The organism is Sphingomonas yantingensis (assembly GCF_014199325.1).
In the GTDB taxonomy this organism is placed as follows: domain Bacteria; phylum Pseudomonadota; class Alphaproteobacteria; order Sphingomonadales; family Sphingomonadaceae; genus Sphingomonas; species Sphingomonas yantingensis.
Genome location: NZ_JACIJJ010000001.1, coordinates 652672 through 675130 on the forward strand (window position 1 = coordinate 652672; position 22459 = coordinate 675130).

The window sequence follows — 22459 nt, forward strand, 5'->3', positions numbered from 1 at the left end:
GCGGTTCGCCGACGCCCTGACAGGGCAATGCGGCGGCTTTCGGGCGGGGTTATAGCAAGCCCGCGGCGCGATACCACTCAGCCGTGGCGGCAAGGCCGGGTTCGGTCGCGATCGCGGGGCGCCAGAGCGCGGGTGGGGGGCGGCGGTCGGCGCGGACCACCCAGTCGGGATGACTGAAATAGGCGGCGCGGTCGGGGGTGAGCTTGGCCCTGTCGCCCTGTACCGCGCGCGCGATCCGGGCGGAGAGCATCAGGAGCGCGCGGGGTGTGGAGATCGGGACGACGCGCCGGCCGACGGCGCGGCCGAGCGCGCGGGCGAAGTCGACATGCGACCAGCCCATCGGCGCCTCGTCATCCGCCTCGAACATGCCGCACGCGTCATTGGCAGCGAGGGCGAGCAACAGGTCGGCAAGGTCGTCGACGTGGATCGTCGAGAAGCGGCCGGGCGGGGGCAGGGGGACCACGCCCTTCCTTGCCAGCCGGAACAGCTCGAGCATTTCCATATCGCCGGGGCCGTAGATCGCGGGCGGGCGCACGACCGCCGCACCCGGAATCGCGGCAAGGACGGCTGCCTCTCCCTCGGCCTTCGACCAGCCATAGGTGGAGAGGGCCGGCTCGCGCGCGGACAGGGACGACACATGTACGAAGCGGGGCACGCCCACGGCCTTCGCGGCGGCGGCGACAGCCTGCGTGCCGGTCACGTTGCCTGCGACGAAGCCCGCCTTGTCGGGCGCGTTGACGACGCCGGCGACGTGGACGACCGCCTCGGCGCCGGTCGCGAGGTCGCGCAGTGCATCGGGTGTGTCGAGCGCGCCGGCGATCCACTCGACGCCTTCGCGTGCCGCCTGTGGCCGTCGGGTGAGCGCGCGGACGCGGTGCCCGGCGACGAGCGCGCGGTCGATCAGCCGCTTGCCGACGAAGCCGGTGCCGCCGGTGATCGCGAGGATCACAGCAGCGCCATGTGGTTGCGGTGGACCAATGCGGCGCGCGGGGCATAGCCGAGCAGCGCCTCATGCTCGTCGCTGCGGCGACCGACGATCAGCGCGGCGTCGGTGTCGGCATATTCGGTCAGGCCCCGCGCGATCGGCCGCGCATCGGGGCCGGCGAGGACGACCAGATCGCCGCGCGCGAACCGCCCCTCGATCCGGGTGGCGCCCGCCGCGAGCAGGCTGCGACCCTCGCGAAGTGCGGCGCAGGCGCCGGCATCGACATGGATCGTGCCGCGCGCGGTCAGCCCCCCGCGCAGCCACGCCTTGCGCGCAGGCGCATTGCTGGCGGCGACGAACAATGTGCCGCGGCCGCTTTCGGTGAAGCTGGCGAGCGCGTGGTCGCCATGCCCGCTGGCGATAGCGAGGTGCGCGCCCGCCGCGACGGCGATCCGCGCCGCCTCGACCTTGGCGACCATGCCGCCCGATCCCATGCCCGAGGCGGAGTGCCGGTCGGCCATGTGCGCGACCGATGCGATATCGTCGACGCGGGGGATCAGTGCGGCGTCGGGATCGCTCGCCGGGTTGGTGGTGTAGAGGCCATCGACGTCGGACAGCAGGATCACGCCGCCCGCCATCGCCGCGCCCGCGACACGCGCGGCGAGGCGGTCGTTGTCGCCGAAGCGGATTTCCTCGGTCGCGACCGAATCATTCTCGTTGATGATGGGCACGACGCCGAGTTTGAGCAACCGGTCGAGCGTCGCGGCGGCATTGAGGTAGCGGCGGCGATCCTCGAGGTCGTCGAGCGTCAGCAGCATCTGTGCCGCGGTCAGGCCGTGATCGTGCAGCAGCGCCGCCCAGGTGCCCGCGAGTGCGATCTGCCCCGTCGCGGCGGCGGCCTGCGCATCCTCGAGGCTGGCGCGCCCGCCCTTGGGCAGCCGCAGCCGCCGCGCGCCGAGCGCGATCGCGCCCGAGGAGACGATCGCCACCTGCTGCCCCGCGCGGACCCGCTCGGCCACGTCGGCGACAAGGCTCGCCAGCCAGTCGCGCCGGATCGCGCCGCCCGCATCGACGAGCAGCGCCGAGCCGACCTTCACCACCAGGCGCGGACAGGCGGCGGGGGCGAAGGGGGTGGCGGCGTTGCTAGGGGCGATCAGACCGGCGACCATTCCTTGGGTTCCCCCGGCGCGTCCTCGTCATCCTCGCGGATTTCGGCATAGGTGGTGGCTTCGCCCGGGCCGATCATCTCGATCAGGCGGTCAAGCACCGCCTCCACCCCCATGCCTGTCGCGCCGGACATGGGTAGAACCAGCGCGCCGCCCGATGCCTCGCGCAGTTCCTCGCTGATCGCGGCGATCAGTTCGTCGTCCAGCAGGTCGCACTTGTTGAGCGCGATCACTTCGGTCTTCTCGTCGAGGCCGGCGCCGTAGGCCTCGATCTCGTCGCGGACGATCCGGTACGCCTCGCCCACATCCTCGACATTGGCGTCGATCAGGTGGAGCAGGACGCGGCACCGCTCGACATGGCCGAGGAAGCGGTCGCCGATGCCGGCGCCGTCCGCCGCGCCCTCGATCAGGCCGGGAATGTCGGCGAGCACGAACTCGCGATGCTTGTGGTTGACGACGCCGAGCTGCGGGCGCGTGGTGGTGAAGGCGTAGGCGCCGACCTTGGCCGTCGCGTTGGTGACGGTGTTGAGAAAGGTGGACTTGCCCGCATTGGGCAGGCCGAGCAGGCCGGCATCGGCCAGCAGCTTCAGCCGCAGCCAGACATAGGCCTCCGCCCCCGGCCAGCCGGTGCCGTGCTGGCGCGGCGCGCGGTTGGTCGAGGTCTTGTAGCTGGCATTGCCGCGCCCGCCGTCGCCGCCACGCAGGAAGACGATGCGCTGGCCGACATGGGTGAGGTCGGCGAGGAGCGTCCGCTCCTCGTCGTCGGCGAGGATCTGCGTCCCCACCGGCACCTTGATGACGAGATCCTCGCCGCCCGCGCCGGTGCGGTTTGAGCCCGCGCCCCCCTTGCCGCGCTGGGCGCGGAAATGCTGGGTGTAGCGAAAGTCGATCAGCGTGTTGAGGCCGGCGACAGCTTCGAACACGATATCGCCGCCCTTGCCGCCGTCGCCGCCGTCGGGGCCGCCATATTCGACATATTTCTCGCGCCGGAATCCGACGGCGCCGCCGCCGCCATGCCCGGAACGGACATAGATCTTGGCCTGGTCTAGGAAATGCATGGCGCGCCGTTAGCGCAAAGGGGCGCTTGCGTCACCCTTTTGGCGCGCACCTTGCGCTTTCCGGCCCGATGGACCATATTGCAAGGGCTAAAGTCGCAAATCGACGGTTCTCGCTTTGCGGCGCTCTCCTTCTTTCCCTGCTGACCGGCAACCGGTCCCGCGCCACTTGCGCGGGCGAAACGAAGGAATACCCAAATGGCCATTACCGGCACCGTCAAGTTCTTCAACGCCGACAAGGGCTATGGCTTCATCGCGCCGGACACGGGCGGCAACGACGCCTTCGTCCACATCAGCGCGGTCGAGCGTTCGGGCATGGTCACGCTGCAGCAGGACCAGCGCGTCTCGTACGAGCTCGAAGAGGATCGCCGCGGCAAGATGGCGGCGGTCAACCTCAACGCGGCCGACTAAGGTCCCCGCGTCCGGTGCGGCGGCGTTTGCGCGCCGCCGCATCTTCTTTCCTCGACCCAAGGACAGCACGATGAGCGATGATGCCGCCACCTTTCGCGGTCGTGCAGACCAGGCGCGCGCCGATGCCGCCGCCTCCAACCTTCAGAACGTCCGCGACCGCTGCGAGCGGTCCGCCGTCACCTGGGAGGCCATGGCCGACCGCGCCGAGCGCATTGCCCATGAGCGTGCTGTCAGGGCCGCCCCGCGGGAAGCGTAACGCCGCCACGACATGACGCGTCATCCCGGACTTGATCCGGGATCCCGCTTCTTCTTTTCCGACGCCATTCAATGCAGCGGGACCCCGGATCAAGTCGGGAGTGACGATCAGAAATGTCTTCGACGTGCGGGGCGATCGTCCTCACGACGGCTGACGCGGGCAATCAGCCACTGCCGCAACCACATACCCGCCATCAGCACGGCCGCGACCGCCGGGATCACGGCGATTTCCGCCGCCATGCTCAGCCCTGCGACCGCACCAGCGTTTCCAGCGCCAGCCGCCGCGCCATGTCGCGCGGCAGACCGAGCGCGCGGGTCATCGATCCGCCGAGCAGCGCGTCGCCGAGGGCCAGCAGGACGAGATGCAGCGTGTCGGCATGGATCGGCTTGCCCGGCCGCGCGACGTCGGCCAACTCGTCGACCAGGCGGTGGATCGCCTCGAGGATCGGGTCGAGCGCATCCTCGTTCCCGGTCAGGATCATCCAGCTCGCCAGCGCGCCCGCGCCCTCGGTATCGAACGCGTCAAAGGTGAGGTCGACGACCTCGCGCGGTTCCTGTTCGCCGGCGCGGGCGCGCAGCGCCGCCTGTCCGATCTTGGCGGTGATCGCTTCCGCCATACTGCCCGCCAGCGCCTTTTGCAGGCCGGATGCCGAGCCGAAATGATGCAGCAGGTTGGCGTGGGTGCGGCCGATTCGTGTCGCGACCGCCTTCAGCGTCACCGCCTGCGGCCCCGCCTCGATCAGCAATTCGCGGGCAGCCTGAAGCGCGGTATCGCGCGAAGCTTCGGGAGAGAGACGGCGGCGGGCGACTATTGACATTGGTGTAAGTAAAATCCAGATTTCGAGCAATCTGGAGGATTATGATGGCGAACGCAAAGACTCCCGCCGATCTGACCATCACACCGCGCGACCTGCGCTTCGGCCGCGCGCGCCGGCCCGATCGCTGGTGGCTGAACGGCGATCCGATCGCCACGGCGTTCTACAACGCGCTGTCGGTGACGTTTCCGAAGGGCGAGGCGTTCTTCATCGACAGCGTGCGCAAGTTCCGCGACGGCACCCCGCCGCGTCTCGCCGCCGAAATCCAGGCCTTTATCAAGCAGGAAGTGATCCACACGCGCGAGCATGTGGCGTTCAACCGCCACGTGACCGACCAAGGCTATGACACCTCGCGACTTGAGAGGCGGGTGGATGACGAAATCGCGCTCACTCGCGACAGGCCGGCGATCGGCTCGCTGGCGGCGACGATGTGCCTCGAGCATTTTACTGCGATCCTTGCGCACGAACTGGTCGCCGATCCGCGGCATCTGGCGGGCGGCGACGGGGAGGCGGCGGACCTGTGGCGCTGGCACGCGATCGAGGAGATCGAGCACAAGGGCGTCGCCTACGACACCTGGCTGCACGCGACGCGCGACTGGCCGCGCTTTCGGCGCTGGTGGATCAAGACGCTAGTCATGCTGACGGTGACGCGCAAGTTCCTGGTCGGGCGCTGGATCGGGATGCTCGACCTGCTCGCACAGGACGGGCTGACCGGCTGGCGGGTGAAGGCGCGGGTGCTGGCCTATGCGTTCGGGCGCCCGGGGATGGCGCGCAAGGTGATGGGGGCCTGGACCAGCTTCTTCCTACTCGGCTTCCACCCTTGGAACCATGACGACCGCGCGTTGATCGGCCGGGTGGACAGCGAATTCGCGATGGCGCGGGTGGCTTAGACCAACCCTGTACGTCATCCCGGCCTTGAGCCGGGGTCCCGCTTCTTCCTTTTTTTGGCCGAGTAAGAAGAAAGAAGCGGGATCCCGGATCGAGTCCGGGATGACGTGGATTTAGGCGGCAATGGCTGGGGCCTCGGCAGCGGCCGCCCGCCATTCCATCATCACGCAGCCGACCTCTGCCCCGCGCGCGACCGACTGACGCGTGCGGACCTCGCCGGTGGCCACGAATCCGAGCTTCGTCAGCACCCGGCCGGAGGCGGGATTGTCGAGATAATGGCCCGACACAAGGCGCGTGAGCCGCAGACTTTCGGCCAGCGTGGTCACGACCGCGCCCGCCGCCTCGGTCATGAGGCCGCGGCCCCAGGCAGCGGGGGTCAGCCAATAGCCGACTTCGCGCTCGCCGGCCTCGTCGCGGTGGATGCCGATACCGCCAACTAGCACCGCGTCGCCGCCGACATGCTCGAAGATCAGAAAGGTCGGCTCGTCGATGCGCGAGGGCAGCGCGAGAAACGCCTCGGCATCATCCAGCCGATAAGGCCACGGCGCGCGCGACAGCATCCGCACGACGGTTTCGTGCGCGATCGCGGCGGCAAGGGCAGGGGCATCCTCGCGCCAGCCGGGGCGGAGCGTCAGGCGCCGGGTACGAACGAACATGGCAGCTCTCCTCGATGCGCACGCGCCGAACGGGCGCGGGCGGGGGCGAGGGGAGCAAGAAAAAAGGGAGCCGGGGCGGACCCGTCTCCCTTCCTCTGGCTGGTTCCGATGCCGGAACCCGGGTCTGCCCGCGTTGGGCAACCCGGCCGGTTACCCGATTACTCGGCGGCTTCCGCCATCGGCTGGACCGCACAGAAGGTGCGGCCAAGGCGACCACGCGAAAACGCGACCTGACCCTCGGTCAGCGCGAACAGCGTGTGGTCCTTGCCGATGCCGACATTCGGCCCCGGATAGTATTTCGTGCCGCGCTGGCGGATGATGATGTTGCCCGGAATGACGTGCTCGCCACCGAACTTCTTCACGCCAAGGCGCTTGCTCTCGGAATCGCGACCGTTGCGCGACGAACCGCCAGCTTTCTTATGTGCCATTTCCTGGGTCTCCTTGTCGCTGCGATCAGGCCGCGTCGCCGATCGACACGATCTTCAGGATCGTGTGATTCTGGCGGTGGCCGTTCTTGCGGCGATAATTGTGGCGGCGGCGCTTCTTGAAGACGATGACCTTCTCGCCCTTCGCCTGCGCCACGATCTCTGCGGCGACGGTCAGGCCGGCCACCGACTTGAGGTCGCTACCGTCGCCGGCGAGCAGGACGTCGCTCAGCGTCACCGAATCACCAGCCTCGCCGCCGAGCTTCTCGACGACGATCTTGTCTCCAGCGGCAACGCGATACTGCTTGCCGCCCGTGCGCACGACTGCGAACATGGCCCTAAATCTCTTCCAGCAATACGATAACCCGCCCCGACCCCGTAAGGCCGTGCGAGTGGGAAGGCGTCCGTTATGCCCGGTCGCCGATTCTGTCAACTCTTGATGTCGCGGTACCGGCCCGCTCCCCCTCCCGGCCACCCATCAAGATACCGACTGGGTGGCCGGGCGGGGGAGCGGGCCGGTACCGCAATCAAATCAGTGCCGGTGGACGGACTTTAGCTTGTAGCGATTGCTGCCCACGCGGTCGAACAGGCCGCCGATCGCGGGGTGCTCGACCGGCTCCTCGCTCTCGTCGGTGATCAGGTTCTGCTGGCTGACATAGGCGACGTAGCTCGATTCGCCGTTTTCCGCGAGCAGGTGGTAGAAGGGCTGATCCTTGCGCGGGCGCACCGCCTCCGGGATCGCGTCATACCATTCCTCGCTGTTGGCGAAGACGGGGTCGATGTCGAACACCACGCCGCGAAAGTCGAACAGCCGGTGGCGCACCACGTCACCGACGTTGAAGCGCGCATGCGCGACCGCCGGCAGCACGATTTCCGGGTCGAGGGGAAGGGTGTTGGTCTCGATGCGATCCATGGCATGAATCTAATGTCGTTTCGCCAATGCACAAGCAGGGGCTTGCGCACCCGCAGCGCTTCGGCTAACCGCCCCGCTCCGACCGACAGGCCGCCTTTGCGCGGTCGTCTATGGGACCTCTGCGGAGAGGTGGCAGAGTTGGTCGATTGTACCGCACTCGAAATGCGGCGTGCCCTCGCGGGCACCGTGGGTTCGAATCCCACCCTCTCCGCCACCCCCATCCCCCCCCACTGGCAATTCGCCGGTGGCCGGATTAACGGACCCACCATGAACGAGATGATTTCGACGGGCGCTGCGCGCCTCGAGCGGCGCATGGCGCGTGGATGCGAGTTTTTGGGGTCGGAGGTCGCGATTTTGTGCGGCGCGATGTCGTGGGTGAGCGAGCGCAATCTCGTCGCCGCGATCTCGAACGCCGGCGGCTTCGGCGTGATCGCGTGCGGGGCGATGAACCCGGAGCTGCTCGACAAGGAGATCACCGCGACCCGCGCGCTCACCGACCGGCCGTTCGGCGTCAACCTCATCACCATGCACCCGCAGCTGTTCGACCTGATCGAGGTGTGCGGCCGCCACCGTGTCGGCCATGTCGTGCTGGCCGGTGGCCTCCCGCCCAAGGGCGCGCTTGAGGCGATCAAGGCGACGGGGGCGAAGGTGATCGCGTTCGCGCCGGCGCTCAGCCTCGCAAAGAAGCTTGTCCGCTCGGGCGTCGACGCGCTGGTGATCGAGGGGATGGAGGCGGGCGGCCATATCGGCCCGGTCTCGACCAGCGTGCTGGCGCAGGAGATCCTGCCCGCGGTGGCGAGCGACGTGCCGGTGTTCGTCGCCGGCGGGATCGGCCGGGGCGAGGCGATCGCCGGCTATCTCGACATGGGCGCGGCGGGCGTCCAGCTCGGCACGCGGTTCGTCTGTGCGACCGAATCGATCGCGCACCCCAATTTCAAGCGCGCGTTCCTGCGTGCCTCCGCCCGTGATGCGGTGGCGAGCGTGCAGGTCGATGCGCGCCTGCCCGTCATTCCCGTGCGCGCGCTGAAGAACCCCGGCACCGAACTCTTCACCGCCAAGCAGCGCGAAGTCGCCGCCAGCCTCGATTCGGGCGCGGTCGAGATGGCTGAGGCGCAGCTCCAGATCGAGCATTACTGGGCTGGCGCGCTGCGCCGTGCTGTGATCGACGGCGATGTCGAGCATGGCAGCCTGATGGCCGGCCAGTCGGTCGGCATGGTGACGAAGGAAGAGCCCGTCGCGGACATCATCGCGACGCTGATGGAAGAGGCGGCGGCGGCGCTGGAGAAGCGGGCTGCGTAGCCCTGATCCGTCGATAGCCCCGGTCGGTTTGGGGCGACCGGCTAGTGTCTAATGAGCCAACCCACCCCCGACCCCTCCCTTCCAGGGAGGGGAGAGGACCGCGTCGAACGCGCGTTCAGCCCTGCAACCGCAGCGCCACGTCGTTCATGAACCGCGTGTCGTCGCCCGCGGCCAGCCACGGCGCCTCCGCCGCGACGGCACCGAGCAGGTCGCTCAGATCGTCGATCTCGACTTTGGCGAAATTGCCGAGGACGTAGCCGGTCACGCGGTCCTTGTGCCCAGGATGGCCGATGCCGAGCCGCACGCGGCGAAAGTCCGGGCCGACATGTGCGATCGCCGAGCGGATGCCGTTATGCCCCGCCGCGCCGCCGCCGACGCGCACCTTCACCTTGAACGGCGCAAGGTCGAGTTCGTCGTAGAAGACGGTCACGTCGCCCACATCGAGCTTGTAGAAGTCGAGCGCCGAGCGGATCGATCGGCCGCTGTCGTTCATGAACGTCGCGGGTTTCAGCAGGAGTAGCTTCTCGGCGCCGATGCGCCCCTCCTGCAACCAGCCCTGGAACTTCTTCTGCGGGGGAGAGAAGCCGTGCACCTCGGCGATCGCATCGATTGCCATGAAGCCGATATTGTGTCGGTGCATCGCATATTGCGGCCCCGGATTGCCGAGCCCTACCCAGAGTTGCATCGCGGTTTCCATTCCTGTTCGGCTCACGCCGAAATGCGGTGTCAGCCCGCTCCCCCGCCCCGCCATCCATCGGGATCATGACTGGGGGCGGGGCGGGGGAGCGGGCTGGCACCGCACGTTGGTCGGTGACCGATCGACCAACCACCAAAAACGAAAACGGCGGCCGGATCGTGGACCCGGCCGCCGTATCTCGTCTCGAACAAGGGACGATTACTCGCCCTTGTTCTCGCCTTCCTCGGCGTCGCCTTCGTCCTCGGCAGCCTCTTCTGCGGCTTCGGCCTCGGCGGCTTCTTCCTCGGCCTGCTGCTCGGCAGCGGCGGCCTCGGCCAGCGCTGCGTCTTCAGCCAGCGCTTCCTGGACGTCGGCCTTCATCGCCGACGGGGCGATGATCGTCGCGACGACGAAATCGTCGTCCTGCGTCGATTCGGCGTCGCCCGGCAGGTTGATCGCCGACAGGTGGATCGTGTCGCCGACCTCGAGGCCCTTGAGCGAAACCTCGATATTCTCGGGGATCTTGTCCGCCTCGACCGTGACTTCGAGCTCGTGCGCGACGATGTTGAGCACGCCGCCCTTCTTGATGCCGGGGGCCTCTTCCTCGTCGGTGAACAGGAACGGCACCGCGACGGTGACGGTCGCGTTCTTGGCGATGCGCAGGAAGTCGACGTGCACCGGACGATCGGTGACGGGGTCGAAGGTCACGTCCTTGGGCAGGGTGCGAATCTTGCCCCGGCCGGCGCCCTCGATCATCACGATCGAGTTCATGAAGTGGCCGGTGCCAAGGAGCTTGTTCAGCGCCCGCTCCTCGAGATGGATCGAGAGGGGTTCCTGCTTGTTGCCGTAGATCACGGCGGGGACGCGGCCTTCACGACGAAGCGCGCGGGAGGCTCCCTTGCCAACCCGCTCGCGCGTCTCGGCCGACAGGTTAAGCGTATCGCTCATGTCGGTGCTCCGAAATGCTGATGATTAAGTCCATTCATCCGGCCGAGCCTCCAGGGATGACCCCGGCACGGAAGCCGCGGCCCCTAGTCGAAAAGGGGCCGCGGATCAAGGACACCTTACCTCACCGCTTCACGATGCGCGTATAGAGGTGCCACGTCGAATAGCCGAGCCATGGCAGCACGATCGCCAGCCCCACCGCGAACGGGATCGTGCCGAGCGCGAGGAGCGCCACGACGCGCAAACCCCAGCCCGCGGTCTCACCCGGATTGGCGCGCGCCGCGTCGATGGAGGTGCGGATCGCGGTCGCGGCATCGACGGGCTTGTCGACGACCATCGGGAAGCTCACGAAGGACACGACCAGCGCGACGACGGCGAAGGCGAGGCCGGCGAGATTGCCGACGACGATCATTTCCCAACCCGCGCTCGTCGTGAACAGCCGCCCGAACAGGTCGGCGGCGCGCATCTGGTTCTCCGCGCCGAAGGTGAGGGCGTAGATCGCATAGGCCGCGGTCAGCCAGACGACGAACAGGCCGAACAGCACCGCGGTCAGCGTCAGGATCGGCGTGCGGCTGCGACCCTTCAGCGGATCGAGGAAGTGCGACCAGTCGGACTCAAGTCCCTCCTCGCGCCGGCGCGCCAACTCGTAGAAGCCTGCGGCCACGGCGGGGCCGGCGATCGAGAGGCCGGCGATGGCGGGGAAGAGCAGCGGGAGCAGCGCATCGTTCATCGCGACGATGACCGCGAACAGGCAGACCGCTGGATAGATCAGGCCCAGGAACATGAGGTCGCCGCGGCGCTCGCGAAAGTCGCGCCAGCCCTCCGCCAGCGCCCAGTCGAGATCGGCCTTGCCGATCCGTCGCACCTCGATCCGTTCGACGCCGCGGGGATAGGCGGCGGAGTCCATCGTGATGGCCATGTCCTGATCCTCTTCCTAAGTCCTGGTTCGATTCCTTCTTGTCGCTTCCGCGCCGTGATCGCGCGTTCGGGCTGGGGTCGAGAAGAATACGCCTTTCGCGGCGGCATCGCCAGCGGCGCGGCGATACCGTCTTTGGGTCAGGCGGGGTCGAGGAACACGCGGCCCGCCGCTTCCGCCTCCACCCGCTCGCGCGTGAAGACCAGGGGGAGCATCCGCCCCTCGATCCACGGCTGTGCCATGTTGGCGTAGTGGGGGCTTTTGGGATCGCCCGACTGGCCGGGCAGGTTGAGAAACAGGCTGTCGTCCCAGCCGCCCACGTCGATCGCCTGAAGATAACTCGCGCCCCCCGCGACGCCGAGGTCGCCTGCCAGCCAGCGCGCGTTGACGGTCGTGCCGTCGCCGCCAGACCCGCCGACCTCGATTGGGGGGAAGGTTGCCGCGATCGTTGGGAACTTGCGGGCAAGCGGATGACGGATCGTCACATCGTGCAGCGTCCCCCATCGCCACAATGCGGGTTCCGGCCCGAGCCGGCGTTCGGCTTCTTCCCATCCGGCAGCCAGCGCCATCGCGACGATCAGGTCGCGCGAGCCCTTCGGATTCGGGCCGAGCCGCTTGTCGGGACTCTCGAGCAGCGACAGGATGGCGCCGATTTCGAACAACGGCACCCACTCGCGCAGCTTCGCGGGAACGACGATGTTGTGGACGCGCTGTTCGAGATCGGCCCAGGCCAGTTCGTACACCGCCGCCGCCGCACTGTCGGCGGCGAGCACACCGTCCCAGTCGCGCAGCAACGCCGCCGCGGCGACCGCGGCGTCGGGCACGGTATCGGGAATGAGCGAGACGAACCGGCGCGCGGGGTTGGAGGCAACATCCTGCATCAGCGCGACCGAGTCGTTGAGGCTGTGGCGCGGCTGTCCCTCCAGCACCTCGACCACGCGATCGTACCGCCACGGCTCGCGGAAGCTGTAGGCGAGGATGGGCTTATAGTCCTTCGGCAGATTGTCCTGATTGGCGCTCGCCAGCCAGCCAGCCCTGGGATCGACGATGCTCGGCAATTGCTCGACGGGCAGCAGTCCCTCCCAGTCGTAGCGGCCGTCGCCGGGGGCCGGGGTCATCCCGTCATGCCCGCCCATCCGCCGCGGCGCGAAGCCCAGGATGCGCCAGGCGATATGTCCGTCGACATCGGCATAATGGAAATTGGTGGGCGAGGGGTGGAGCCGGAACGCGCCCTGCAATCCCTGCCAGTCGCGGGCGAGGTTGATCGCGGCCATGGCGAACGCGCCGCTGGCGCCGGGCCGTTGCGAGACATGCGCGAGCGCGGTGGCGCGGCGGCGGGCGGGATCGTGGGCGATCACCGGCCCCTGCACCGACCAGCGCAGCACGACGGTGCGCCGCGGCGCGCCCTTGGGCGAGAGCGTGACCTCGCGCCGTTCGAACGTCTTCCATCGCCCGCGATGCCAGTAGCGTTCGGCATCCACGGGATTGAGGTCGAGCAGATAGAGGTCCGACTGGTCGATATGGCTGTTGGTACGGCCGAAGGCGAAGCGGTCGGTGTGCCCCTGCATGATCCCCGCCAGCCCCGGCGCGCCCGCGCCGATCACGTCGAGACCGGGCGCCGACAGATGCGCGACGTGCCGCGGCGGGAAGCCGCCGATCGACAGGTGCGGGTCGTTGGCGAGGATCGGGCGGCCGGTCGCGGTGCGCGAGGGCGCGATCGTCCAGGCGTTGCTGCCCGCGGCATCGGGTTCGGCGGCGGGTGGCGGGGCGCTGCCGAAGATGCCCAGATCGGCCTCGCCCACCTCGCCGACCTTCAGCCCGTCGCGGAACGTGATCGGCCTCGCGGGACGGGGCGGGGCGACCAGCGCCTCCAGCCACAGCGCGTCGGCGGCGGACAGGCGGGCTCGGCGCACCTCGTCGTCGATGTTACCGGGCGTCAATTCGCGCGCGGCAACGAGGTCGGCGAGGCTCCATTCGAGCGGCTGGTAGCCGAGGATCGCGAACTCGGGCGGCATCAGCGCCGGGTCGGCAGAGACCGTGGCGATCCGCGCATTGATGCCCGCGATATAGCCCTCGACACAGGCGCGCACATCGGCGGGCACTGCGGCGATCTCCGCCCCAACGTCGCCGCGATACCGGCCGAGCAGCGCCAGCGTGTCGCTGCGGACGTAATCGGGGCCGAGCACCTCGGACAGGCGGCCCTGCTGGCGCCGATACTCGTAATCGAGCTGGAGCAGCCGGTCGCGCGCGACGACCCAGCCCTGACCGAAGAACGCATCGCGTGCGCTGGCGGCGCGGATGTGCGGCACGCCCCAGCGGTCGTCGACGATCTCCAAGGGCGCGGACAGGCCCTTGGCGGTCAGGCGCTGCGGCGGGGCGGGCGGCTCGGCAACCACGTCCTGCGCGCGGAGGCGGAACGGCGCGAGCATGGCGGCGGCAGCGCTGCCGAGCAGGAGCGTGCGGCGGGAAAGAGTCATGGCAATCGCGCCTCCAGTCAGCGGCGCTCTTTCGGCCCGCTCGGACAGCGCATGTCAACCGCCGCCGGGGTGGCGATCAAAGGTTCAGGCTGGATCGCGCGGTCAGGTGAGGATCACGAACGCCGCGCCGAAAATGGCAAGCGCAGCGCTGCTGAATCCGCAAAGCATCCCGAACCGGCATTGTGACAATTCAGCGCCGATGCGCTCCATGACACCTCTCCGTCCCGCCACGGTTCGTCCGCGGTCGGGTCGGAGCGTATCACGACCGGAACGCGCTGCAAGAGGGGTCGTCATCGAGGGCGGCGACCAGCTTTTCGAGGGTGGCGCCAAGTGCCTGACACTCGGCCGGTTCGAGCGATGCGAACAATTCGCCGGTCAGGCGCATTCGCAGCGGTTCGGTGGCCGCGATCGCGCGCCGGCCCTCCTGCGTAATGGCGAGTCGCTTCACGCGGCGATCGGCCGAGTCGGCGGTGCGCGCGATCAAGCCGTCACGTTCCAGCCCGTCCAGCGCCTCGGTCACCGTTCGCGGTGCCTGGCCCAGATACGCGGCGAGATCGGCGGCACGCGCCTCGCCGGCGTGCTTTTCGATGATGAGCAGCATCTTCGTCCGCGCCAAGGACGCGCCCTCCGCCGCCATCGCCGCATCGATGCGGCGGTGGACCCGCATGTAAGTGCCGGCGAGCAGCCGGGCGAGGTCGTCACTACGGTATTTCATGAGGGGCCTCAATATATGGTCTTGCGCAATGCTGCAAGTGCGAGCACATGAGGCGCCCGACGACTCGACCCACTTTTCCGAAGGCGCTTGCCCGTGGCCGATAACGCTGCCGATCAAACCACTCCCGACGACGCCGGTTCCGAGCCCGTCTCGCCCGCGAAAAAGCGGCGCGCCAAGATCATCATCCTGGTGCTTCTGGCGGTCGTGGTCGTCGGCGGCCTGATCTGGTTCATGCGCTACCAGAGCTTCGGCAAGTTCCAGCAGTCGACGACCGACGCCTATGTGCAGGCCGATTCGGTGACGGTCGCGCCCAAGATCTCTGGCTATGTCGAACAGGTGCTGGTCGCGGAGAACCAGACGGTGAAGGCGGGTGACCCGCTCGTTCGCATCGACGCGCGCGACTATAACGCGCAGGCCAAGCAGAGCGAGGCGCAGATCGCCGTCGCCCAAGCCAACGCCCGCGGGGTCGAGGCGCAGATCGCCGAGCAGCAGGCCGCGATCACCCGTGCGCGCGCCGACCTAGCCGCTGCGGAAACCGACGCCGCCTTCGCCCGCAACGAGGTGACGCGCTACGCCCCGCTCGCTGCCTCGGGTGCCGAGACGCGCGAGCGGCTGTCGACGCTGCGCAACCAGGCGCAGCAGGCGAGCGCACGCGTCGTCGCCGCCCGCGCCGCGGTCGCCGCGGCCGAGCGCCGCGTCGGGACGCTGCGCGCGCAGGTCAATCAGGCGCTGGCGCAGGGCGAGGGCGCGCGTGCGCAGCTCGAGGCCGCGCAGACCAATGTCGGCGCGACGCTGATCCGCGCGTCGATCGCGGGCCGCATCGGCGACAAGAGCGTCCGCGTTGGCCAATATGTTCAGGCGGGCACGCGCCTCATGTCGGTCGTGCCGACCACCGACCTCTATATCGAGGCCAATTTCAAGGAGACGCAGCTCGGCCTGATGCGCGTCGGCCAGCCGGTGAAGATCGAGGTCGATGCGCTGCCCGGCGTCGAGATCCCCGGCCGCGTCGCCAGCATCGCGCCCGGCACCGGTGCGCAATTCTCGGTCCTGCCGCCGCAGAACGCGACGGGCAACTTCACCAAGATCGTCCAGCGCATCCCCGTGCGCATCCAGCTGAACCCCGGCCCGGCGACGCGCGCGCTGCTCGTCCCCGGCATGTCGGTCGAGGTGAGCGTCGATACCCGTTCGGCCCGCGACGCGGCCGACCGCATTGCCAAGGAGCAGGAAGACCATAACGAGCGGATCGGCCGCAAGTGAGCGCCGCCGCCGCCCCCCAGCAGCGCGAGGCGAATGCCGACGCTGCCGCATGGATGGCGGTCGCGGCGGGCAGCCTCGGCGCGATGATGGCGATGCTCGACATCTCGATCGTCAACTCAGCCCTCCCAACGATCCAGGGCGAGATCGGCGCGAGCGGGACCGAGGGGACGTGGATCGCGACGAGCTACCTCGTCGCCGAAATCGTCATCATTCCGCTCGCAGCGTGGCTATCGCGCGTCTTCGGGCTGCGCACATTCCTGCTCATGTCGGCAAGCCTGTTCACGATCTTCTCGATGGTCTGCGGCATCGCTACCGACCTGACGACGATGATCATCGGCCGTGCGGGGCAGGGGATCACGGGCGGCGCACTCATTCCCACCGCGATGACGATCATCGCGACGCGCCTGCCGAGGCATCAGCAGCCGGTGGGCAACGCGCTGTTCGGCGTCGTCGCCATTCTGGGACCGCTGCTCGGCCCGCTGATCGGCGGGTGGCTGACCGAGAATGTCAGCTGGCACTATGCCTTTTTCCTTAACCTGCCGGTGGGCGTGATCCTCGTCACGTTGCTGCTCGTCGGCCTGCCGCATCAGAAGGCGCATATCGAGGAGCTGGCGAACGCCGACTGGCTCGGCATCATCGGCCTTGCCCTCGGCCTCGGAGGCCTGACGGTGGTGCTGGAGGAGGGGCAGCGCGAGCAATGGTTCGAGAGCCACGAGATCATCATGCTGACGCTGGTGTCGCTGGTCGGGTTCGTCTGCCTGTTCGCGGGCCAGTTCGTCGCCAAGCGGCCGGTCATCAAGCTCAGGCTGCTGCTCGATCGCCAGTTCGGGTCGGTCGCGCTGATGGGCCTCGTGCTCGGCATGATGCTCTACGGCACCGCCTTCGTCATTCCGCAGTTCCTGGCCGCGATCGCTAATTACAACGCGCTGCAGGCGGGACAGATCGTGCTGCTGTCGGGCATTCCCAGCATCCTTCTGATGCCGTTCACGCCAATCCTCATTCGCAAGATCGATATCCGGATCGCGGTCGGATTCGGCTTTCTGGTCATGGCGTATAGCTGCTGGATCGACACGACGCTGACCGCCGATGCGGCAGGCGGCGACTTCGTCGAATCGCAGCTGCTGCGCGGCGTCGGCACGATCTTCGGCTTTCTCTTCCTCAACCAGGCGGCGATCGCGTCGGTGCCGAAGGAGGATGCGGGCGATGCCGCGGGGCTGTTCAACGCGGTCCGCAATCTGGGCGGCAGCCTCGCGCTCGCGGGCATCGCCACGGTGCAGGACCAGCGGATGTGGCTGCACAGCCGCCGGCTGGAGGAAACGCTGCCCGCCAATTGGGGCGAGGTGCAGGGCTATCTCGGCGGGCTGACCGGCGCGCTCGGCAATGCCGAGGCCGCGTTCCGCACGCTGGCCGGCACCATCCAGCGCGAGGCGCTGGTGATGACCTATAACGACATCTTCGTCGTGCTTTCGGTGCTGATCGTCTGTGCAGCGCCGCTCGTCCTGTTCCTGCGACCGCTGCCCAAGGGGCCGGTGGCCGCGATGCATTGAGGCATCCATGCGCAAGTTGATCCCGCTCGTCTCGCTCGCCGCACTTGCGGCCTGCACCGTCGGCCCGAATTACGAAGGCCCCAAGAGCGCCGGCGCGGTCGCCGCGCCTGCTGCCTTCGCGCGTGCCGGCCAGACCTCGACCGCGCAGCCCGTCGTCGCCGACTGGTGGCGCGGGCTGAACGATGCCGCGCTCGACGCGCTGGTCGAGCGCGCGCTCAAGGACAATCCGAGCATCGCCGTCGCCGAGGCGCGGCTCCGCCAGGCGCGTTCGGCGCTCCGGCTGGACAAGGCGAACGGCCTGCCCAACGCCAATGTCCAGGGCACGTATCTGCGAGCGGAACTCCCCAATGGCGGGTTGACCGGCGGCACGGCCGATGGCGGGACGCAGGGCATCGACTTTTACAATGTCGGCTTCGACGCGAGCTGGGAGATCGACCTGTTCGGCGGCCAGAAGCGCCGAGTCGAGGCGGCACGCGCGGGTGTCGGCGCGGCCGAGGCGCAGGTGGCGGATGCGCAGGTCAGCCTGACGGCGGAAGTCGCCAGCGCCTATGTCAACCTGCGCGATCGCCAGCGCCGGCTCGAGCTCGGCCGCGCGACGGCGGAGACGCGGCGCCGGATCCTCGCGCTGACCGAACAACGGTTCCGCGCCGGCACCGCGAGCCAGCTCGATGTCGAGCGTATCCGCGGCCTCGTCGTCGAAAGCGACGCCGCGATCGTGCCGATCGATGCCGAGCGCGATGCCTATCTCAACGCGCTGGCGGTGCTGGTCGGCGAGGCGCCGGGAACGCTCGATGCTGAATTGTCAGCGCCGCGCCCCGTGCCGCTGCCGCCCGCGCGCGTCGACGTGGGCGACCCCGCGCAATTGCTGGAGCGCCGCCCCGACGTGCGCGCGGCCGAGCGCGTGCTCGCCCAGCGGACGGCGCAGATCGGCCTGACCAAGGCCGCCGCGATGCCGCGGATCAGCTTTCTGGGTCTGATCGGCATCGGCGGGACCAAGCCGGGCGATCTGTTCGACCTTGGCAACCTGGCCGGGATCGCGGTGCCGCGGCTTCAGTGGAATGCGCTCGACTTCGGTCGCAACGGTGCGCGGCTGGGTCAGGCCGAGGGGCAGCGGGACGAGGCGGCGGCGCAGTATCGCGGCGCGGTCCTCACGGCACTGCGCGATGCGGAGGATGCGTTGTCGCGCTATGCCGCGCGCCGCGCGAGCGTGGCGGCGGCTGCCCGGTCGAAGGCGACCGCCGACCGCGCCGCCGCGCTGATGCAGCAGCGGTATCGGGCGGGCGTCGCGACGCTGATCGACACGCTCGATGCCGAGCGGCAGCGGACGGCAGCGGAGCAGTCGGTGGTCCAGGCGACGGCGGTGATGACCGCCGATTACGTAGCGCTGCAAAAGGCACTCGGCCTCGGCTGGCGGACCTGATCGTCCGAACGGGTCACTTTTCAAGCGGCACCGCGCGGATATAGTCCGACTTGTCGATCCGCCGGCACCCAAGCCGGCGACGGCCGGGGGATGGACATGAAAGCGACGACCGCGCTGGCGCTGGCCGCGGCACCCGTCTGGCTTGCGACCGCACAGGCGCCGCAAGGCGGCAACATCTTCGACAAGGCGATCAACCAGCCGGGCATCGACTGGAGCCTGTATGGCCCGGACCAGAAGGCGAAGGAAGTACCCGCTGCCGACGTGCCCGGCGGCAACGCTGTGCGCGTGCAGGTGACGCGGAAGGGCGCTAACCCTTGGGATACGGGCGCCACCTATCCGACGATCAAGCCCGTCGCGGCGGGCGATACGCTGCTCGCCGTCGTCTATCTGCGCGCGCCCGATGCCAAGGACGGCGTGACCGTGCCGGTGCCGATCGGCGCGGGCGGCGCCGATGCGCCCTATACCCCGATCGCGGCGGAGACGGTGCAGGTGGGATCGTCGTGGAAACGCTTTTATGCGTCGGGCGTGTCGAGCGCAGCCTACGCGCCCGGCAAGGCGCGCATCTCGATCCAGCTTGCGGGGGCCAGGCAGGTGCTGGAGATCGGGCCGGCGTTCCTCCTCGACCTCGGCCAGGGTGTTGATCCGGCGAAATTGCCGAAGAACTAAACGGCTGATCGGCGCTTGCCGCGAATATCGGCCTTTGCCTATTCTCCTGAAAGAAAAGGGGAATGCCGATGATATTCTCGCTGCTTGCGGCCGCCGCGGTCCAGACCGGTGCGCCGCCGCCACCGCCACCGCTGCATGGTGGACCGGCACCGATGACCTGTCCGGTCGGCGGCGAGACCTTTGCCCCGTATCGGGCGACGCATTACTCGACCTATGGCCAGCGGCCCGACGGGCGTCCGTACAGCTATATGCCGATGCCGCTGCCGATCCCCGAATGCCCGACGAACAAGCTCGTCGTCTTCGACGACTTCACCTCGGCGGAGGTCGAAACGCTCGCCGCGTTGATCGCCGGGTCCGATTATGCCGCGCTCGTCGGGCGGGAAAATGCCTATTATCGCGGCTTCTGGCTGGCAGGGCGATTGCAGCGGCCGGCGGGGATCAGATTGGGGCTTCTGAACGCGGCGATCTGGGCCGAGGCGCCGGGGCGGGGCGGTCCGGCGCGCGGCGACCCCGCCCGCGCGGCGCGCTATCGTGAGACGCTGGTACGCGAAGTCGAGCGGCTGTCGCCCGACGAGGCGGCCCAGGACCGGCTATGGCTTCAGGTACGCGCGACCAACGCCCTGCGCGAGCTTGGCCGGTTCGACGCGGCGGAGAGGATGCGTGTCCGGACGCGGGCGCTTGCTGCGACGATTCCCGATGCCGCTGGTACGACGTATCTCGACCGGCTGGCGCCGGTGATCGCGCGCCGGGATGCGAGTGTCGAGCCACTCGACATGATCCCCGAAATCGAGGCGGCCCGAGTCTGCGTGGACGAGGTGGACCTGAGCAATCTCGATCGTTCGATCTGCGCGCGGCCGGAGGTCCAGGCATCGATAAGGACGTATCGCGGAATATCGGAGAAGCTGGCGCCTAGACCCCCCGCTTCGCGCTAGCGAGGTGGTGCGCGTGGCAGATCGCGACGGCCAGCGCGTCGGCGGCGTCGGGGCCGTCAATCGTGGTGCCGGGCATCAGCCGTGTGACCATCGCATGCACCTGTGCCTTGTCCGCGCGGCCGGTGCCAACCACCGCCTGCTTGACGAGGCTGGGGGCGTATTCGCCAACGACCAGCCCCGCGCGCGCCGCGTTCGCAAGCACCACGCCGCGCGCCTGAGCGAGCTTGAGCGTCGATTGGGCGTTGGCGTTGACGAACACTTCCTCGCACGCCGCCGCCGCGGGGCGATGCTCGGCGACCAGCGCGGTAAGCAGCGCGTCAAGCTGTGCGAGGCGAGTGGCGAGCGGGGAGGCGGTGTTCGTCTTCAGCCGCCCGTTGGCGCGATGCGACAGCCGGTTCCCCGCCGCCTCGATCAATCCCCAGCCGGTGATGCCAAGGCCGGGGTCGAGGCCGAGGATCAGCACCTAAAATCCTCCCCGTGCCGGGGAGGAAATCATCAACCCAGCTTCTCCATCACCTCGTCGGAAACCTCGTAGTTCCCCCACACCGTCTGGACGTCGTCGTCGTCGTCGAGCGCGTCGATCAGCTTGAAGAGCTGGCCCGCCTCGTCCTCGCTCACCGCGACCATCGTCTGCGGGCGCCAGGCGAGCTTCGCGCCCTCCGGCTCGCCGAGCACGGGGGTGATCGCCTTGGCGACCTCGTGCAGCGCGTCCTGTGCGGTCCAGATCTCGTGGCCCTCGTCGCCCGAAGTCACGTCCTCCGCGCCCGCCTCCAGCGCGGCTTCAAACACCTTTTCGGCGTCGCCGGCGCTGGCGGGATAGTTGATGAGGCCCATCCGGTCGAACCCGTGGCTGACCGATCCGCTCGCGCCGAGGTTGCCGCCATTCTTCGATACCGCGGTGCGAACGTTGGTCGCGGTGCGGTTGCGATTGTCGGTCAGCGCCTCGATAATGAGGCTGACGCCGCCGGGGCCGAACCCCTCGTAGCGGATTTCTTCGTAATTGTCGGTGTCGGCGGTCGAGGCCTTGTCGATCGCACGCTGGATATTGTCCTTGGGCATCGACTGCGCCTTGGCCGCATTGACCGCGGCGCGCAGGCGCGGGTTCATGTCAGGGTCGGGCGTGCCCATCTTGGCCGCGACGGTGATCTCGCGGGAAAGCTTGGAGAAGAGCGACGAGCGCTTCTTATCCTGCGCACCCTTGCGGTGCATGATGTTCTTGAACTTGCTGTGGCCTGCCATGATGCGCTTCCGGTTCGATGCCGCCCGCTTGGGATAGGGGCGGCGTCCTAGCCCCGAAGGCGGCCCCGGCTCAAGAGGGGAGGCGCGTCGCCAGCGCGTCGATCTTGGATTCGAGCGCGTCGAGCCGCGCGAGCACCGCATGGTCGAGCTTGTGATGGAGCCTGAGGATATCGAGCTCGGCGCGCAGGTTGGTCTCGTAATCGAGGCTGGCGGCCACCCGGTCCTTCGCCGCCTGGCGGTTCTGGCTCATCATGATGATCGGCGCCTGCACCGCGGCCAGCGTCGAGAGCATCAGGTTGAGAAAGATGTAGGGATAGGGGTCGAAGGCGAGGCCGAGGCGTGAGAGCACCTCGGAATTGAGGAGCATCCAGCCGAGCAGCACGGCGGTGAAGGTGACGATGAACCCCCACGACCCGCCGATCGCCGCCACGCGGTCGGACAGGCGGTCGCCGACGCTCGCCCGCGCCTCCGCCTCGTCGCCCGCATCGCGCGCGACGAGGGTGCCGGCCTCGATACTGGCAAGGACGCGGCGTTCCTCGTCGTCGAGACTCCCGTCGCTGCGGATGAGCAGCGCGCGGGCGGCTTCGACGGTGTGGGGAACGCTGTCCATCGCGGTCAGGTCAGGCCGAGGGCGGTCTTGTAGGTTTCGAGCAGCATCTCCGCCTCGTCGCGGTGGTGCTTCTCCATCTTCCGCAGGCGGACGATCGTCTTCATCGTCTTGACGTCGAAGCCGGTCGACTTGGCCTCGGCATAGACATCCTTGATGTCGTCGCTGATGCCCTTCTTTTCTTCCTCGAGCCGCTCGACGCGCTCGATCAGGAGGCGAAGCTGCTCGGCAGAGATGTTGTCGGTCATGATGTC

27 protein-coding genes and 1 tRNA gene are annotated in these 22459 nt (G+C 68.5%); 10 read left to right on the top strand and 18 right to left on the bottom strand.

Annotated elements, in window-relative coordinates; translation table 11 throughout:
• Positions 1–49 precede the first annotated feature (49 nt).
• Genes FHR19_RS03265 through obgE form a run of 3 tightly spaced genes read right to left on the bottom strand, consistent with a single transcriptional unit; the run spans position 50 to position 3149 of the window.
• A complete protein-coding gene (locus tag FHR19_RS03265) occupies positions 50–949 on the bottom strand; it encodes an NAD-dependent epimerase/dehydratase family protein (protein ID WP_184024237.1) in 900 nt (299 codons plus the stop codon).
• Positions 946–2094, bottom strand: a complete 1149-nt coding sequence (proB, locus tag FHR19_RS03270; RefSeq protein ID WP_184024239.1) for a glutamate 5-kinase — start codon at positions 2092–2094, stop codon at positions 946–948. Before proB ends, FHR19_RS03265 begins: the two co-directional genes overlap by 4 nt.
• Positions 2079–3149: a GTPase ObgE gene (gene obgE / locus FHR19_RS03275; RefSeq protein WP_184024242.1), complete on the bottom strand. Its 1071-nt coding sequence runs from the start codon at positions 3147–3149 to the stop codon at positions 2079–2081. The genes proB and obgE overlap by 16 nt, the downstream gene beginning before the upstream one ends.
• Before the next feature lie 195 nt (positions 3150–3344).
• On the opposite strand from obgE, the gene FHR19_RS03280 reads away from it, so the two are divergent.
• Both FHR19_RS03280 and FHR19_RS03285 read left to right on the top strand, forming a co-directional pair.
• Entirely contained in the window at positions 3345–3557 is a 213-nt protein-coding gene (locus tag FHR19_RS03280; protein ID WP_184024245.1) for a cold-shock protein, read from the top strand.
• A gap of 70 nt (positions 3558–3627) precedes the next feature.
• Positions 3628–3813, top strand: a complete 186-nt coding sequence (locus FHR19_RS03285) for a hypothetical protein (protein WP_184024248.1) — start codon at positions 3628–3630, stop codon at positions 3811–3813.
• A gap of 107 nt (positions 3814–3920) precedes the next feature.
• Here the strand turns inward: FHR19_RS03285 and FHR19_RS17835 are convergent, their stop codons facing one another.
• Both FHR19_RS17835 and FHR19_RS03290 read right to left on the bottom strand, forming a co-directional pair.
• Complete coding sequence (locus tag FHR19_RS17835; protein ID WP_281375630.1) at positions 3921–4052, bottom strand: hypothetical protein; 132 nt, start codon at positions 4050–4052, stop codon at positions 3921–3923.
• A 2-nt stretch (positions 4053–4054) separates the two neighbouring features.
• Complete coding sequence (locus FHR19_RS03290) at positions 4055–4630, bottom strand: TetR/AcrR family transcriptional regulator (RefSeq protein ID WP_184024251.1); 576 nt, start codon at positions 4628–4630, stop codon at positions 4055–4057.
• A 44-nt stretch (positions 4631–4674) separates the two neighbouring features.
• Here FHR19_RS03290 and FHR19_RS03295 point away from each other — a divergent pair, with 44 nt between their 5' ends.
• The gene (locus FHR19_RS03295) at positions 4675–5517 is read left to right on the top strand and encodes a metal-dependent hydrolase (RefSeq protein WP_184024254.1); all 843 of its coding nucleotides are present in this window, start codon (positions 4675–4677) and stop codon (positions 5515–5517) included.
• Between the two features lie 111 nt (positions 5518–5628).
• Here FHR19_RS03295 and FHR19_RS03300 read toward each other — a convergent pair whose 3' ends face one another.
• The 4 genes from FHR19_RS03300 to hspQ form a co-directional block, all read right to left on the bottom strand.
• The gene (locus FHR19_RS03300; RefSeq protein ID WP_184024258.1) at positions 5629–6171 is read right to left on the bottom strand and encodes a GNAT family N-acetyltransferase; all 543 of its coding nucleotides are present in this window, start codon (positions 6169–6171) and stop codon (positions 5629–5631) included.
• A gap of 158 nt (positions 6172–6329) precedes the next feature.
• Positions 6330–6599: a 50S ribosomal protein L27 gene (gene rpmA / locus FHR19_RS03305; protein ID WP_184024261.1), complete on the bottom strand. Its 270-nt coding sequence runs from the start codon at positions 6597–6599 to the stop codon at positions 6330–6332.
• Positions 6600–6624: 25 nt separating this feature from the next.
• On the bottom strand, positions 6625–6930 hold the full coding sequence (gene rplU / locus FHR19_RS03310) for a 50S ribosomal protein L21 (protein ID WP_184024264.1): 306 nt from the start codon (positions 6928–6930) through the stop codon (positions 6625–6627).
• Between the two features lie 198 nt (positions 6931–7128).
• Positions 7129–7509 (bottom strand): heat shock protein HspQ, encoded by a 381-nt coding sequence (hspQ, locus tag FHR19_RS03315; RefSeq protein ID WP_184024267.1) that lies wholly within the window; start codon positions 7507–7509, stop codon positions 7129–7131.
• 123 nt (positions 7510–7632) lie between these two features.
• Here hspQ and FHR19_RS03320 point away from each other — a divergent pair.
• Together FHR19_RS03320 and FHR19_RS03325 are read left to right on the top strand one after the other, a co-directional pair.
• Positions 7633–7723: transfer RNA gene (locus FHR19_RS03320), tRNA-Ser, on the top strand.
• Positions 7724–7776: 53 nt separating this feature from the next.
• Entirely contained in the window at positions 7777–8808 is a 1032-nt protein-coding gene (locus FHR19_RS03325; RefSeq protein WP_246359270.1) for an NAD(P)H-dependent flavin oxidoreductase, read from the top strand.
• Between the two features lie 115 nt (positions 8809–8923).
• Here the strand turns inward: FHR19_RS03325 and pth are convergent, their stop codons facing one another.
• From pth to FHR19_RS03350, 5 genes are all read right to left on the bottom strand, one after another.
• On the bottom strand, positions 8924–9493 hold the full coding sequence (gene pth, locus FHR19_RS03330; RefSeq protein ID WP_184024270.1) for an aminoacyl-tRNA hydrolase: 570 nt from the start codon (positions 9491–9493) through the stop codon (positions 8924–8926).
• A gap of 210 nt (positions 9494–9703) precedes the next feature.
• Entirely contained in the window at positions 9704–10432 is a 729-nt protein-coding gene (locus FHR19_RS03335; protein ID WP_184024273.1) for a 50S ribosomal protein L25/general stress protein Ctc, read from the bottom strand.
• A gap of 121 nt (positions 10433–10553) precedes the next feature.
• The gene (locus FHR19_RS03340; RefSeq protein ID WP_184024277.1) at positions 10554–11348 is read right to left on the bottom strand and encodes a DUF2189 domain-containing protein; all 795 of its coding nucleotides are present in this window, start codon (positions 11346–11348) and stop codon (positions 10554–10556) included.
• Positions 11349–11485: 137 nt separating this feature from the next.
• On the bottom strand, positions 11486–13822 hold the full coding sequence (locus FHR19_RS03345; RefSeq protein WP_184024279.1) for a penicillin acylase family protein: 2337 nt from the start codon (positions 13820–13822) through the stop codon (positions 11486–11488).
• A gap of 259 nt (positions 13823–14081) precedes the next feature.
• On the bottom strand, positions 14082–14537 hold the full coding sequence (locus FHR19_RS03350; protein ID WP_184024282.1) for a MarR family winged helix-turn-helix transcriptional regulator: 456 nt from the start codon (positions 14535–14537) through the stop codon (positions 14082–14084).
• Between the two features lie 93 nt (positions 14538–14630).
• On the opposite strand from FHR19_RS03350, the gene FHR19_RS03355 reads away from it, so the two are divergent.
• The 5 genes from FHR19_RS03355 (at position 14631) to FHR19_RS03375 (ending at position 20359) form a co-directional block, all read left to right on the top strand.
• Entirely contained in the window at positions 14631–15794 is a 1164-nt protein-coding gene (locus tag FHR19_RS03355; protein WP_343053140.1) for an HlyD family secretion protein, read from the top strand.
• 53 nt (positions 15795–15847) lie between these two features.
• Positions 15848–17341, top strand: a complete 1494-nt coding sequence (locus FHR19_RS03360) for an MDR family MFS transporter (RefSeq protein WP_184025815.1) — start codon at positions 15848–15850, stop codon at positions 17339–17341.
• A 7-nt stretch (positions 17342–17348) separates the two neighbouring features.
• Positions 17349–18761: an efflux transporter outer membrane subunit gene (locus tag FHR19_RS03365; RefSeq protein ID WP_184024288.1), complete on the top strand. Its 1413-nt coding sequence runs from the start codon at positions 17349–17351 to the stop codon at positions 18759–18761.
• Positions 18762–18857: 96 nt separating this feature from the next.
• Complete coding sequence (locus FHR19_RS03370) at positions 18858–19427, top strand: hypothetical protein (RefSeq protein ID WP_184024291.1); 570 nt, start codon at positions 18858–18860, stop codon at positions 19425–19427.
• Between the two features lie 68 nt (positions 19428–19495).
• Positions 19496–20359 (top strand): hypothetical protein, encoded by an 864-nt coding sequence (locus tag FHR19_RS03375; RefSeq protein WP_184024294.1) that lies wholly within the window; start codon positions 19496–19498, stop codon positions 20357–20359.
• Here FHR19_RS03375 and ruvC read toward each other — a convergent pair.
• The 4 genes from ruvC to FHR19_RS03395 all read right to left on the bottom strand — a co-directional run bounded on the left by ruvC (position 20337) and on the right by FHR19_RS03395 (position 22453).
• The gene (ruvC, locus tag FHR19_RS03380) at positions 20337–20822 is read right to left on the bottom strand and encodes a crossover junction endodeoxyribonuclease RuvC (protein WP_184024298.1); all 486 of its coding nucleotides are present in this window, start codon (positions 20820–20822) and stop codon (positions 20337–20339) included. The genes FHR19_RS03375 and ruvC overlap by 23 nt on opposite strands.
• Positions 20823–20854: 32 nt before the next feature.
• A complete protein-coding gene (locus FHR19_RS03385; protein WP_184024301.1) occupies positions 20855–21598 on the bottom strand; it encodes a YebC/PmpR family DNA-binding transcriptional regulator in 744 nt (247 codons plus the stop codon).
• Between the two features lie 70 nt (positions 21599–21668).
• Positions 21669–22208, bottom strand: a complete 540-nt coding sequence (locus FHR19_RS03390) for a DUF1003 domain-containing protein (protein ID WP_184024305.1) — start codon at positions 22206–22208, stop codon at positions 21669–21671.
• Between the two features lie 5 nt (positions 22209–22213).
• A complete protein-coding gene (locus tag FHR19_RS03395; RefSeq protein WP_184024308.1) occupies positions 22214–22453 on the bottom strand; it encodes a DUF2312 domain-containing protein in 240 nt (79 codons plus the stop codon).
• Positions 22454–22459: the final 6 nt, after the last annotated feature.

Coding starts and splice junctions, on each gene's coding strand:
- FHR19_RS03395 (WP_184024308.1), bottom strand. CDS start 22,453: ATGACCGACAACATCTCTGCCGAGCAGCTTCGCCTCCTGATCGAGCGC.
- hspQ (WP_184024267.1), bottom strand. CDS start 7,509: ATGGATCGCATCGAGACCAACACCCTTCCCCTCGACCCGGAAATCGTG.
- FHR19_RS03295 (WP_184024254.1), top strand. CDS start 4,675: ATGGCGAACGCAAAGACTCCCGCCGATCTGACCATCACACCGCGCGAC.
- obgE (WP_184024242.1), bottom strand. CDS start 3,149: ATGCATTTCCTAGACCAGGCCAAGATCTATGTCCGTTCCGGGCATGGC.
- FHR19_RS03280 (WP_184024245.1), top strand. CDS start 3,345: ATGGCCATTACCGGCACCGTCAAGTTCTTCAACGCCGACAAGGGCTAT.
- FHR19_RS03335 (WP_184024273.1), bottom strand. CDS start 10,432: ATGAGCGATACGCTTAACCTGTCGGCCGAGACGCGCGAGCGGGTTGGC.
- FHR19_RS03300 (WP_184024258.1), bottom strand. CDS start 6,171: ATGTTCGTTCGTACCCGGCGCCTGACGCTCCGCCCCGGCTGGCGCGAG.
- FHR19_RS03285 (WP_184024248.1), top strand. CDS start 3,628: ATGAGCGATGATGCCGCCACCTTTCGCGGTCGTGCAGACCAGGCGCGC.
- FHR19_RS03345 (WP_184024279.1), bottom strand. CDS start 13,822: ATGACTCTTTCCCGCCGCACGCTCCTGCTCGGCAGCGCTGCCGCCGCC.
- FHR19_RS03350 (WP_184024282.1), bottom strand. CDS start 14,537: ATGAAATACCGTAGTGACGACCTCGCCCGGCTGCTCGCCGGCACTTAC.
- FHR19_RS03375 (WP_184024294.1), top strand. CDS start 19,496: ATGATATTCTCGCTGCTTGCGGCCGCCGCGGTCCAGACCGGTGCGCCG.
- FHR19_RS03325 (WP_246359270.1), top strand. CDS start 7,777: ATGAACGAGATGATTTCGACGGGCGCTGCGCGCCTCGAGCGGCGCATG.
- FHR19_RS03390 (WP_184024305.1), bottom strand. CDS start 22,208: ATGGACAGCGTTCCCCACACCGTCGAAGCCGCCCGCGCGCTGCTCATC.
- FHR19_RS03290 (WP_184024251.1), bottom strand. CDS start 4,630: ATGTCAATAGTCGCCCGCCGCCGTCTCTCTCCCGAAGCTTCGCGCGAT.
- FHR19_RS17835 (WP_281375630.1), bottom strand. CDS start 4,052: ATGGCGGCGGAAATCGCCGTGATCCCGGCGGTCGCGGCCGTGCTGATG.
- proB (WP_184024239.1), bottom strand. CDS start 2,094: ATGGTCGCCGGTCTGATCGCCCCTAGCAACGCCGCCACCCCCTTCGCC.
- FHR19_RS03340 (WP_184024277.1), bottom strand. CDS start 11,348: ATGGCCATCACGATGGACTCCGCCGCCTATCCCCGCGGCGTCGAACGG.
- rpmA (WP_184024261.1), bottom strand. CDS start 6,599: ATGGCACATAAGAAAGCTGGCGGTTCGTCGCGCAACGGTCGCGATTCC.
- FHR19_RS03365 (WP_184024288.1), top strand. CDS start 17,349: ATGCGCAAGTTGATCCCGCTCGTCTCGCTCGCCGCACTTGCGGCCTGC.
- rplU (WP_184024264.1), bottom strand. CDS start 6,930: ATGTTCGCAGTCGTGCGCACGGGCGGCAAGCAGTATCGCGTTGCCGCT.
- pth (WP_184024270.1), bottom strand. CDS start 9,493: ATGCAACTCTGGGTAGGGCTCGGCAATCCGGGGCCGCAATATGCGATG.
- FHR19_RS03385 (WP_184024301.1), bottom strand. CDS start 21,598: ATGGCAGGCCACAGCAAGTTCAAGAACATCATGCACCGCAAGGGTGCG.
- FHR19_RS03370 (WP_184024291.1), top strand. CDS start 18,858: ATGAAAGCGACGACCGCGCTGGCGCTGGCCGCGGCACCCGTCTGGCTT.
- FHR19_RS03360 (WP_184025815.1), top strand. CDS start 15,848: ATGGCGGTCGCGGCGGGCAGCCTCGGCGCGATGATGGCGATGCTCGAC.